General features: G+C 59.3%; 10 protein-coding genes. 6 read left to right on the top strand and 4 right to left on the bottom strand.

The features are described from left to right. Window positions 1-119 precede the first annotated feature (119 nt). Entirely contained in the window at window positions 120-605 is a 486-nt protein-coding gene (locus tag AC0Z4S_RS09240) for an FKBP-type peptidyl-prolyl cis-trans isomerase (RefSeq protein ID WP_101159261.1), read from the bottom strand. Here AC0Z4S_RS09240 and AC0Z4S_RS09235 point away from each other — a divergent pair. From AC0Z4S_RS09235 to AC0Z4S_RS09225, 3 genes are read left to right on the top strand one after another with little or no spacing between them, the layout of a single operon-like run. Beyond that, a complete protein-coding gene (locus AC0Z4S_RS09235) occupies window positions 574-900 on the top strand; it encodes a DUF3565 domain-containing protein (RefSeq protein WP_485622749.1) in 327 nt (108 codons plus the stop codon). The two genes, AC0Z4S_RS09240 and AC0Z4S_RS09235, sit on opposite strands and share 32 nt — an antisense overlap. 51 nt (window positions 901-951) lie before the next feature. Next, on the top strand, window positions 952-3,051 hold the full coding sequence (gene pta / locus AC0Z4S_RS09230) for a phosphate acetyltransferase (RefSeq protein ID WP_485622748.1): 2,100 nt from the start codon (window positions 952-954) through the stop codon (window positions 3,049-3,051). Further along, entirely contained in the window at window positions 3,052-3,954 is a 903-nt protein-coding gene (locus tag AC0Z4S_RS09225; RefSeq protein WP_485622747.1) for an acyltransferase, read from the top strand. 179 nt (window positions 3,955-4,133) lie between these two features. On the opposite strand, the gene cysN is transcribed toward AC0Z4S_RS09225, so the two are convergent. Together cysN and cysD are read right to left on the bottom strand one after the other, a co-directional pair. Next, window positions 4,134-6,032, bottom strand: coding sequence for a sulfate adenylyltransferase subunit CysN (cysN, locus tag AC0Z4S_RS09220; RefSeq protein ID WP_485622746.1), 1,899 nt, complete (start codon window positions 6,030-6,032; stop codon window positions 4,134-4,136). A gap of 9 nt (window positions 6,033-6,041) precedes the next feature. Further along, entirely contained in the window at window positions 6,042-6,959 is a 918-nt protein-coding gene (cysD, locus tag AC0Z4S_RS09215) for a sulfate adenylyltransferase subunit CysD (RefSeq protein ID WP_123375749.1), read from the bottom strand. A gap of 304 nt (window positions 6,960-7,263) precedes the next feature. Here cysD and AC0Z4S_RS09210 point away from each other — a divergent pair, with 304 nt between their 5' ends. Further along, window positions 7,264-7,680 (top strand): hypothetical protein, encoded by a 417-nt coding sequence (locus tag AC0Z4S_RS09210; protein WP_485622745.1) that lies wholly within the window; start codon window positions 7,264-7,266, stop codon window positions 7,678-7,680. 145 nt (window positions 7,681-7,825) lie between these two features. On the opposite strand, the gene AC0Z4S_RS09205 is transcribed toward AC0Z4S_RS09210, so the two are convergent. Next, window positions 7,826-8,584, bottom strand: coding sequence for a Nif3-like dinuclear metal center hexameric protein (locus AC0Z4S_RS09205; protein WP_485622744.1), 759 nt, complete (start codon window positions 8,582-8,584; stop codon window positions 7,826-7,828). A gap of 104 nt (window positions 8,585-8,688) precedes the next feature. On the opposite strand from AC0Z4S_RS09205, the gene algW reads away from it, so the two are divergent. Together algW and AC0Z4S_RS09195 are read left to right on the top strand one after the other, a co-directional pair. Next, window positions 8,689-9,846: a Do family serine endopeptidase AlgW gene (algW, locus tag AC0Z4S_RS09200; RefSeq protein WP_016770590.1), complete on the top strand. Its 1,158-nt coding sequence runs from the start codon at window positions 8,689-8,691 to the stop codon at window positions 9,844-9,846. 88 nt (window positions 9,847-9,934) lie between these two features. After that, the gene (locus AC0Z4S_RS09195; RefSeq protein ID WP_485622743.1) at window positions 9,935-12,040 is read left to right on the top strand and encodes a TonB-dependent siderophore receptor; all 2,106 of its coding nucleotides are present in this window, start codon (window positions 9,935-9,937) and stop codon (window positions 12,038-12,040) included. The last annotated feature ends 11 nt before the right edge of the window (window positions 12,041-12,051 follow it).

The following is a 12,051-nucleotide window of genomic DNA, read 5'->3' as shown; positions in this document are numbered from 1 at the left end:
AACTCCAGGATTCTCGTGTTCTACTCGAAACAGCCACTTGGCGAGGCCACCAAGGACAGCCGCGGACTAAAAAGGCGCCCACAGGCGCCTCTCCAGTACTCGAAGCTTAGCGCAGAAAATCAGTGGTGATGGCCACCTTCGCCATGGACGTGACCATGAGCGATTTCTTCCTGGCTGGCGTCACGGATATCAACGATCTTCACCTGGAAGTTCAGGCGCTGACCGGCCAACGGGTGGTTGCCGTCAACAGTGACGTCGTCGCCGTCCAGGTCCCGAATGGTGACAATCTGCATCTGGCCGTCCGGCGCCGAAGCGTGGAACTGCATGCCGACTTCCAGCTCGTCAACGCCTTCGAACATGCTGCGGCTCAGGGTGCTGACCAGCTCGGCGGCGTATTCGCCGTAAGCGTCTTCAGGCTCAACGGCTACTTGCAGCTCGTCACCGACGGCTTTGCCTTCGAGGGCTTTTTCCAGGCCCGGGATGATGTTGCCTGCGCCTTGCAGGTAAACCAGCGGAGCGCCGCCGGCGGAGCTGTCGATGACCTCACCAGCGTCGTTGGTCAGGGTATAGTCGATGGAGACAGCCTTATTGGCGGCGATCAGCATGGGGCGAGACCTTTTGCATAAGAATATAGAAAGGCCAAGTTTAGCGAAGCAATCGCGTGAAAGCGACCACAACCCGGACAAACGGGTTTCGACCATCACGGGCTTTCATCAGGACGAAGACGGCCATTGGGTGGTCGAGCTTTCCTGTGGCCACACCCAGCACCTGCGCCACCAGCCGCCGTGGCAAACCCGCGCCTGGGTCCTGGATCTGGCGCAACGTATTGAAAAAACAGGTCAACCCTTTGCCTGCGGTTGGTGTGCACAGGGCTCGGTTAGCGCTAACCTTGGCGACTGAATTTCGGTAGTCGGCCAGACATAGGCTGGCACCCTTGCATAGAGAATTCCCATGCAAACTTTTTTTATCGCCCCCACCGATTTTGGCGTGGGTCTGACCTCCATCAGCCTCGGGCTGGTACGCACGCTTGAACGCGCCGGCCTCAAAGTCGGCTTCTTCAAACCGATCGCCCAGCCGCACCCGGGCGACACCGGCCCCGAGCGTTCCACCGAACTGGTGGCACGCACCCACGGTTTGAAACCGCCGCAACCGTTGGGCCTGGCGCATGTCGAGCGCATGCTCGGTGACGGTCAGCTCGACGAGTTGCTCGAAGAAATCATCGCCCTGTATCAGCAAGCGGCAGTCGGCAAGGATGTGCTGGTGGTCGAGGGCATGGTGCCGACCCGCAGCGCCAGTTACGCCGCCCGGGTCAATCTGCACCTGGCCAAGAGTCTGGATGCCGAGGTGATTCTGGTTTCGGCGCCGGAAAACGAAGTGCTCGCCGAACTCTCTGGTCGGGTCGAGCTTCAAGCGCAATTGTTCGGTGGCCCGAAGGATCCGAAAGTCCTCGGCGTGATCCTCAACAAGGTCAAGACCGACGAGAGCATGGAGGCCTTCGCCACGCGGCTGAAGGAGCATTCGCCGTTGCTGCGCAGCGGTGACTTCCGCCTGCTCGGCTGCATCCCGTTCCAGCCGGAACTCAACGCGCCGCGCACTCGCGACGTCGCCGACCTGATGGGCGCGCAGGTGCTCAACGCTGGCGATTACGAAACCCGGCGCATGAACAAAATCATCATTTGCGCGCGAACCATGCGCAACACCGTCGAGCTGCTCAAGCCCGGCGTGCTGGTGGTGACGCCGGGTGATCGCGACGACATCATCCTCGCCGTCAGCCTTGCGGCGATCAACGGCGTGCCGCTGGCCGGCGTGCTGCTGACCAGCGACACCCTGCCCGATCCGCGCATCATGGACCTGTGCCAAGGCGCGTTGCAGGCCGGCTTGCCAGTCTTGTCGGTAAGCACCGGCTCGTACGACACCGCTAACCTGCTCAACGGCCTGAACAAGGAAATCCCCATCGATGACCGCGAGCGCGCGGAGATCATCACCGATTTCGTCGCCAGCCACCTCGACGCCAACTGGCTGCATCAGCGCTGCGGCACGCCACGGGAAATGCGCCTGTCGCCGGCAGTGTTCCGCTATCAATTGATCCAGCGTGCGCAGGCGGCAAACAAGCGCATCGTCCTGCCAGAAGGCAGCGAGCCGTTCACCGTACAAGCGGCGGCGATCTGCCAGGAACGCGGGATCGCTCGCTGCGTATTGCTGGCCAAACCTGCAGACGTCGAAGCCGTCGCCCGGGCGCAAGGCATCGTGTTGCCGCCGGGTCTGGAAATTCTCGACCCGGACCACATCCGCGAGCGCTACGTCGAACCGATGGTCGCCCTGCGCAAAAGCAAAAGCCTCAACGCACCGATGGCCGAGCAGCAGCTGGAAGACACCGTGGTGATCGGCACCATGATGCTTGCGCTGGACGAGGTCGACGGGCTGGTGTCCGGGGTGATCAACACCACCGCCAATACCATCCGCCCGGCCCTGCAACTGATCAAGACCGCACCGGGCTGCACGCTGGTGTCGTCAGTGTTCTTCATGCTCTTTCCAGAAGAAGTGCTGGTCTACGGCGACTGCGTGATGAACCCGCACCCAAGTGCAACCGAATTGGCGGAGATCGCCCTGCAAAGCGCGGACTCGGCGGCGGCATTTGGCATCATCCCACGGGTGGCGATGATCAGTTACTCCAGCGGCGAATCGGCCCGTGGTGAAGAAGTCGAAAAAGTCCGCGAGGCGACTCTGCTCGCTCACGAACAACAACACTCGCTGCTGATCGACGGCCCGCTGCAGTACGACGCTGCCGCCAACGCCGACGTCGCCCGACAACTGGCGCCGAACAGTCAGGTCGCCGGACGCGCCACGGTGTTCGTCTTCCCCGATCTGAACACCGGCAACACCACGCACAAAGCGGTACAACGCAGCGCCGATTGCGTCAGTCTCGGGCCGATGCTGCAAGGCCTGCGCAAACCGGTGAATGACTTGCCGCGCGGCGCGCAAGTCGATGACATCGTCTACACCATCGCCCTCACCGCGATTCAAGCCGCCAACCGACCTATGGATGTGTAAATGCTGGACTTTCTCCCTGCACCATTGCGTGGCGTGATCGCCTCGCTGCTGTTGGCGCTCAACACGATTCTGCTCTGCTCGTTCCTGTTCTGCGTGGCGCTGGTCAAGGCCCTGCCGTTTGCCTTTACCCAGCGCGTTGCCGGTTGGCTGATGAGCCACACCCACGAAGCGTGGATCAGCAACAACAAGGGCTGGATGAATCTGGTACGACGCACCCGCTGGCACCTCAGCGGTCTGCAAGGTCTCGACTATCAGCACTCGTACCTGATCACCAGCAACCACCAGAGCTGGGTGGATATTCTGGTTCTGCAATACGTGCTCAACCGCAAGATTCAACCGCTGAAGTTCTTCCTCAAGCAGGAGCTGATCTGGGTGCCGGTGATCGGTCTGGCGTGGTGGGCGCTGGGTTTTCCGTTCATGAAGCGCTACTCCAAGGCGTATCTGGAAAAACATCCGGAGAAGAAAGGCAAGGATCTGGAGACCACGCGCAAGACCTGTGCGAAATTCCGGCATAACCCGGTGGGGATTTTCAACTTCGTCGAAGGCACACGCTTCACCGAAGGCAAGCATGCGCAGCAGCAGTCACCGTTCAAGTACCTGCTCAAGCCCAAGGCTGGCGGGATCGCCTTTGTGCTCGATGCGATGGGCGAACAGCTGGAATCGATCGTCAACGTGACGATTCATTACCCGGCCGGACGTCCGGGGTTCTGGGATTTGCTCTGCGGCAATGTGCGTGATGTGGTGGTGCACTTTGAAGAACTCAAAATCCCGCCAGCGTTCATCGGCAAGAACTACGACCAGGACGGCGAGTACCGTTTGCAGTTTCAGGGCTGGATCAACCAGCTGTGGCTGGACAAGGATGCGTTGCTGGAGCAGATGCACCGCGAATATCCAAAGCGTTAAAGATCAAAAGATCGCAGCCTTCGGCAGCTCCTACATTGAATCGGCGCACACCCTGTAGGAGCTGCCGAAGGCTGCGATCTTTTGACATTCTCAAAGCGACAAAAAAGCCCGCCGATGATTGCTCATCGACGGGCTTTTTCTTGCCGCTTGAAACTGGAAGCTTGTCGCTGCTTCAGTGCTTAAATTGCGCCACGCTGACGCAACAGCTCCAGCACTTGCTTGACGCTTTCTTCCAGACTCAGCGACTGCGTATCGATCACCAGATCGGCGTTGAGCGGCACGTCGTACGGGAAGGATTCGCCCGGGATGTTATCGCCACCAGCGGCGTACAAACCTTGCGGGTCACGCTCGGCGCAGACGGTTGGCGAGGCCTGCACGTAAACCGTCAGCAAGCGATCCTTGCCGATCAGTTCCTTGGCCTGCTCGCGACCTTCAGCACTTGGTGCAACGAACGCAGCCAGGGTCAGCAGGCCCGCTTCGTTGAACTGACGCGCTACATGCGCGGCACGACGCCAGTTCTCGGTGCGACCGGCGCGATCCTGTGGCAGACCTTTGTTCAGATCCTGACGCAGGTTCTGGCCATCCAGTACAAACACCGCACGGCCCATGTCGAACAGCTTGCGCTCGACCGCATACGCAAGGGTGCTTTTACCCGCACCGGACAGGCCGCTGAACAGCACGGTAGCCGGTTGCTGGCCGAAGCGTTGGGCACGCTCTTCAGTGGCCACGTGCGCCAGTTTGCCGTGGTGCGTGGCGGTGCCATGAGCCACTGGCTGAGCGACGATCATGCCGGCGCCTACGGTGCCGTTGGTCAGGCGATCGATGACAATGAATGCGCCGGTGGTGCGGTTGCTTTCATAACCATCGAGGGCGATCGGCGCGTCGAGCGCGATTTTCACCTTACCGATCTCGTTGAGCTGCAACGCGCTCGCCGGGCCTTCTTCCAGGGTGTTGACGTCGACCTTGTTGACGATGCTGGCGATTGAGCCCGGCACGTAACTGGTGGCGCGTTTGATGTCGTATTTCTTGCCCGGCAGCATCGGCTCTTCAGCCATCCACACCAGCATCGCTTCGAAGCTGTCGGTCACCGGCGGCACGTTGTCGGCATGCACCAACAGGTCGCCACGGGAGATGTCGATTTCGTCTTCCATGGTCAGCGTTACCGCCTGACCAGGACCTGCGTGTTCCAGCTCACCTTCGAAGGTGACGATGGATTTCACCCGGCTGCTCTTGCCCGACGGCAGCACCACGACTTCGTCGCCCTTGTGCACGATGCCGCTGGCCAGGGTGCCGGCGAAACCACGGAAGTTCAGGTTCGGGCGGTTGACGTACTGCACCGGGAAACGCAGATCGGTGAAGTTGCGATCGCCTGCGACTTCGACGGTCTCGAGGATTTCCATCAGCGACTGGCCGGTGTACCACGGCGAGCGCTCGGACTTGTTCACCACGTTGTCGCCCTTCAGAGCAGACATCGGCACGAAGTGCATGCTGGTCGGCTTCATCTTCAAGCCTTCGGCGAACTTCAGGTAGTCGGCCTTGATCGAATCGAACACGCCTTCATCGAAGTCCTTCAGGTCCATCTTGTTGATGGCCACGACGATGTGTTTGATCCCCAGCAATGAGGCGATGAAGCTGTGGCGACGGGTCTGGGTCTGCACGCCGTAACGGGCGTCGACCAGGATGATCGCCAGGTCACAGGTGGAGGCACCGGTGGCCATGTTGCGGGTGTACTGTTCATGGCCAGGAGTGTCGGCGATGATGAATTTGCGCTTGGCGGTGGAGAAATAGCGGTACGCGACATCGATGGTGATGCCCTGTTCACGCTCGGCCTGCAGGCCGTCGACCAGCAATGCCAGATCGATGTCGTCACCGGTGGTGCCGGATTTCTTCGAGTCGCGGGTGATCGCTTCGAGGTGATCCTCGTAGATCATCTTCGAGTCGTGCAGCAGGCGCCCGATCAGGGTGCTCTTGCCGTCGTCGACGTTACCGCAGGTCAAAAAGCGCAGCAGCTCTTTACGTTCGTGCTGGCCCAGGTAGGCGAGGATGTCCTCGCTGATCAAATCAGATGCGTGCGACATGACAACCCCTTAGAAATAACCCTGACGTTTTTTATCTTCCATCGAGCCTGCGCCATCGTGGTCGATGACCCGGCCCTGGCGCTCGGAAGTTCGCGTCAGGAGCATTTCCTGGATGATATCCGTCAGGCTTTCGGCCTCGGACTCCACCGCGCCCGTCAACGGGTAGCAGCCAAGGGTGCGGAACCGCACTTTCTTTTTCACGATACGCGCTTTGTCTTCATCGGACAGGTGTTCGAGGATGCGCTCGTCGTCGATCATGATCAGCGTGCCGTTTTTCTCGATCACATCGCGTTCGGCGGCGAAGTACAACGGCACAATCGGGATGCCCTCGAGATAGATGTACTGCCAGATGTCCAGCTCGGTCCAGTTCGACAGAGGGAACACACGGATGGATTCGCCCTTGTTGACCTTGCCGTTGTAGACGTTCCACAGCTCTGGACGCTGGTTTTTCGGGTCCCAGCGGTGCTTGCTGTCGCGGAACGAGTAGACGCGCTCTTTAGCGCGGGACTTCTCTTCATCGCGACGGGCACCGCCGAAGGCTGCGTCGAAACCATGCTTGTCGAGTGCCTGTTTCAGGCCTTCGGTTTTCATGATGTCGGTGTGCTTGGCGCTGCCGTGGGTGAACGGGTTGATGTTCTGCGCCACGCCATCGGGGTTGATGTGGGTGATCAGGTCCAGGCCCAGTTCTTCGACCATCTTGTCGCGGAACTTGTACATCTCCTGGAATTTCCAGCGGGTGTCGACGTGCATCACCGGAAACGGCAGTTTGCCCGGGAAGAACGCCTTGCGTGCCAGGTGCAGCATCACGGCGGAGTCTTTACCGATGGAGTACAGCATCACCGGGTTATCGAACTCGGCGGCCACCTCGCGGATGATGTGGATGCTTTCCGCCTCCAGCTGTTTCAGATGCGTCAGTTTGTCGACCATGGCTACTCACGAAAGCTTTCTTATGAACGGCCAGCGGGCCGTGTTCGAGCGGGGAATCCTAGCACAGCGACCTCTTCTAATCAGGACGCCAACTAGATCGAAAGGGTATATGAATATACCTGCCAGTTCGGCTGCATCGCTGTGCCCCTGCTACCAGTTCAGGTTATAAGAAACCAGTGCACACATTAAAACAATTCTAAAAAACTGTCATTTATTACAGTTCTCTATTAAGCCAACACTGGCCGACACTTCAATCGGAGTCATAACCATCAGACTTACCTCAATTCGATGAAAGGATACCGCTATGAATTTTGTTTTCCACAAAAACGAACCTGCCCGTGCAAATGTTCGCGGTCATGTCATAGCCACCGCCCATACCGGTCGGCAATTCAATATTAAAGAAGATATTCGCTGCTCTCTCGGCACTGACGAGACTGCAGGTGTTGTTCTGGCATTCGAAGATAGAGAACGAAAGAATGGAATGGCCATCTCTTTTCCCAAAAAAATAGATGGAATTTATACCGTGAATTACCCGCAAAGCTTTGACGGTATGAGCTATTGGACTTGGGGGTACACCGACAACGGCAATTACCAGGGAGCTGATACCGGCACGCTCGAATTGACCATTAGCGAATCCGGAACAAAGCTCAACGGTAATTTCGTTTTTATAACAAACGGATTGACCATTTTAAAAGGAGATTTCGACTTGAAGCTTGGTTAACAGGGTCAGGAGAAGAGGCTATAACCCTTTCATCATATCCGCGCTATAACCAGATTCCCAACTTGGCCTGACGACCTGAAAACCTTTATCGCATATTTGGCAATAGTTACGTCGAATCCGATCAAGTCCTCGCCTCTGTCAAAGGTCAGATCGGATTCGGGCAATCGATGAAGATATGCTCGAGGGCAAAGCGCTTCGCCAGATAATCGCCCAGCGCCTGCACGCCGTAGCGTTCGGTGGCGTGGTGGCCGGCGGCGATGAAGCTGATGTCATTCTCGCGGGCGCTGTGGAAAGTCTGCTCGGACGCCTCGCCACTGATGAACAGGTCGACCCCCGCCGCCACGCCCTGATCGATATAACCCTGGCCGCCACCGGTGCACCAGCCGACGCGGCGGATCATGCCGCTGCCTTCGATCAACAGCGGCTCGCGCCCCATGACTTCCTGCACCTTGCGCGCGAAATCCCGCGCAGTCATTGGCTCATTAAGCGAACCCACCAGCCCGACGACTTTCGGATTGCCCGGGTCGAGCGGCCCTTCGACAGTGATGTCGAGCTGACGCGCCAGTTGCACGTTGTTGCCGACGTCCGCGTGCAGATCCAGCGGCAGGTGGTAGGCGAGCAGGCTGATGTCGTGCTTGAGCAGGGTCTTCAAGCGGCGCTGCTTCATACCCGTGACGCAGGGGTTCTCGCCTTTCCAGAAATAACCGTGGTGGACCAGGATCAGATCGGCCTCGGCTTCCACGGCAGCGTCCAGTAGAGCCTGGCTGGCGGTGACGCCACTGACGATGCGCATCACCTGCGGGCGGCCTTCGACCTGCAAACCGTTGGGGCAATAATCGGAGATTTTCGCACTGGCCAGGTAACGGTCGGCTTCTTCGACGAGGGTGCTGAGGGCTACGGCCATGAAAGACTCCTAAATATCCCGTTCAGAGGCGCGCGCGGCCTCGTATAATGCGCGACATTATGGGCGGTCTGACCTCGCCTGCAACCTTTCCAGGAACGTGCTTAATGCTCAAGGCGCTGCGTTTTTTTGGCTGGCCGCTATTGGCCGGTGTGCTTATCGCTCTGTTGATTATTCAGCGTTACCCCGAGTGGGTCGGGCTGCCGAGCCTCGACGTCAATCTGCAACAGGCCCCTCAGACCACGATCGTGCAACAGGGGCCGGTGTCCTATGCGGATGCGGTGGGCATCGCCGCGCCGTCGGTGGTCAACCTGTACACCACCAAGGTCATCAACAAACCGGCGCATCCCTTGTTCGAGGATCCGCAGTTCCGCCGCTTCTTCGGTGACAACTCGCCAAAACAGAAGCGCATGGAATCGAGCCTCGGTTCCGGGGTGATCATGAGCCCCGAAGGCTACATCCTCACCAACAACCACGTCACCAGCGGCGCCGACCAGATTGTCGTGGCGCTCAAGGATGGTCGCGAGACGCTGGCCCGCGTGATCGGCAGCGATCCGGAAACCGACCTCGCCGTCCTGAAAATCGATCTGAAAAACCTGCCGGCGATCACTGTCGGCCGCTCCGACAGCATTCGCATCGGCGACGTCGCGCTGGCCATCGGCAACCCGTTCGGCGTCGGCCAGACCGTGACCATGGGCATCATCAGCGCCACCGGGCGTAATCAGTTGGGCCTGAACAACTACGAAGACTTCATCCAGACAGACGCGGCGATCAACCCGGGCAACTCCGGCGGTGCGCTGGTCGATGCCAACGGCAACCTCACTGGCATCAACACGGCGATCTTCTCCAAGTCGGGCGGCTCGCAAGGCATCGGATTTGCCATTCCGGTGAAACTGGCGATGGAAGTCATGAAGTCGATCATCGAGCACGGTCAGGTGATTCGTGGCTGGCTGGGCATCGAAGTACAACCGCTGACCCAGGAACTGGCCGAGTCGTTTGGTTTGTCCGGGCGCCCGGGAATTGTCGTCGCCGGTATTTTCCGTGACGGCCCGGCGCAGAAGGCCGGGCTGCAACTGGGCGATGTGATTCTGAGTATCGATGGTGAACCGGCCGGCGATGGTCGCCGTTCGATGAACCAGGTGGCGCGAATCAAACCGACCGACAAGGTGACGATCCAGGTCATGCGCAACGGCAAGGAGCTCAAGCTGACCGCTGAAATCGGCCTGCGGCCACCGCCGGCACCGGTCAAAGAAAAAGAAGAATAAAAATGTTTTCGCGCCAGCGGCGCGAATAACAGACATTCTCAACAGGCATGTTATATTGTTTCAATTCTGACAATTGGAACAACATAACATGTCGTCTCGCAAAAAGGCCTCGCTGCTGGGCCTTACTCTGGGTTTGCTCTGCGATCCCGCCTTCGCCGAAGAGCCGCAGCCCGTTGAGCTGGAAGCCATCAGCGTCACTTCCGATTATGAATCCCCAACCGGCCCGGTCAGCGGCTATCGCGCGACCCGCTCTGCCAGTGCGACCAAAACCGACGCGGCGATTCGCGATATCCCGCAAGCCATCAGCGTGGTCCCGGCCAGTGTGCTTTCGGATCTGGGCAGCACCAGTGTCGAGCGCGCGCTGGATTTTGCCGGCGGCGTGTCGAAGCAGAACAACTTCGGCGGCCTGACCCTCTACGAATACAGCGTGCGCGGCTTCACCACGTCCGAGTTCTACAAGGACGGCTTCAGCGCCAATCGCGGCTACCCGAGCACGCCGGACGCGGCCAACATCGAGCGCATCGAAGTGCTCAAAGGCCCGGCCGCCAGTCTCTACGGTCGAGGCGATCCTGGCGGGACGGTGAACATCGTCACCAAGAAACCGCAGCCTGAAGCGTTCACCACCCTGCAAACCAGCGCCGGCAGCTGGGATCGCTATCGCACCGCGCTGGACGTCAACACGCCCCTTGATGAACAGGGCGATGTGCTCTCGCGCATCAATCTCGCGGTAGAGGACAACCACAGCTTCCGCGACCACGTCGACAGCCAGCGGGTCTTCGTCGCGCCTTCGATCAGTTGGCAGTTGAACCCGGACACCTCGCTGCTGGTGGAAAGCGAAATCGTCCGTCACAACTCGACGTTCGATCGTGGTGTAGTGGCGCCGAACAATAAATGGAGCGGTGTATCCCGTTCGACGTTCCTCGGCGAACCCGACGACGGCAATATCGACAATCACAACAACCTGCTCCAGGCCACGCTTGAACACCATCTCAATGACAGCTGGAAACTGCGTCTGGCCAGCCACTACAAGGAAGGCAAACTCTGGGGCGACGCCTCGGAACAACGCGCGCTGAACGCCGACGGCCACACGGTCAACCGCCGCTTGCGCGAACGCGATACGAATTGGCACGACAGCATCACCCAACTGGAATTGCGCGGTCTGTTCGACCTCGGCCTGTGGCAGCATGAATTGCTGATCGGCACCGAATACGAGAATTACCGCAAGGACGAACGCGTCACCACCGTCGCCGGCGGCCCCTACGCCATCGACATCTATAAGCCGGTTTACGGCCAGCCAAAACCCAATGGTGCGCGCTCGGGCACTGACTTCTTCGAACACGTCGAAAGTCATGCGCTGAATCTGCAAGACCAGATCGTCTTCACCGACAAGTTGCGCGGCACGCTTGGCGCGCGCTTCGAGCACTTCGATCAGCGCATCGACGACCACAGCCGTAACGCCAAGAGCCAGCAGCGCCACGACGCACTGACCCAACGCGCCGGCCTGCTCTATCAACTCACGCCGAACACTGGCCTGTTCGCCAACGCCTCGACCTCGTTCAAACCGAACAACGGCCTGGATGCTTCGGGCAAATCCTTCGATCCGGAAGAAGGTGTCGGTTATGAAGTGGGGATCAAGAACGAGCTGTTCGATGAGCGCGTAAGCAGCACCCTCGCCTTCTTCCACATCGACAAGGAAAACGTCCTTGCTCTCGATCCGGGGACCGACACCAGCCGCGCCATGGGCAAGGCGCGCAGTCAGGGTTTCGATTGGCAGGTCACCGGGCAAGTAACCGATGCGGTGCGGGTCATCGGCGCCTTCGCCTACATCGACGCCGAGGTGACCAAGGGCGATGCGACCATTCCCACCGGCAGCCGCATCCTCGGCGTGGCCAAACGCAGCGGCAGTGTGCTGGGTGTGTATGAGTTTCAGGATGGCCGTCTGCGCGGTTCAGACGTCGGCGCAGCGTTCACTTACGTCGGCGATCGCTCGGGCGAGTCAGGCAGCGATTTCGAATTGCCGGCCTATCAGACCGTCGACTTGCTCGCCCATTACAAGGCCAGCGACAACGTCACGGTGGGCCTGAACCTGAACAATATCTTTGACGAGAAATACTACGAGCGCTCCTACAGCAACTACTGGGTCAACCCCGGCGAACCGCGCAATTTCACCGTCAGCCTGACACTCAACCTGTAAAAGGACGTCAC

Source organism: Pseudomonas sp. 1L-B-1-E-C1 (assembly GCF_057291835.1).
The sequence above is the reverse complement of the archived record's forward strand: the minus strand, read 5'-3'. Positions and strand labels throughout refer to the sequence as shown.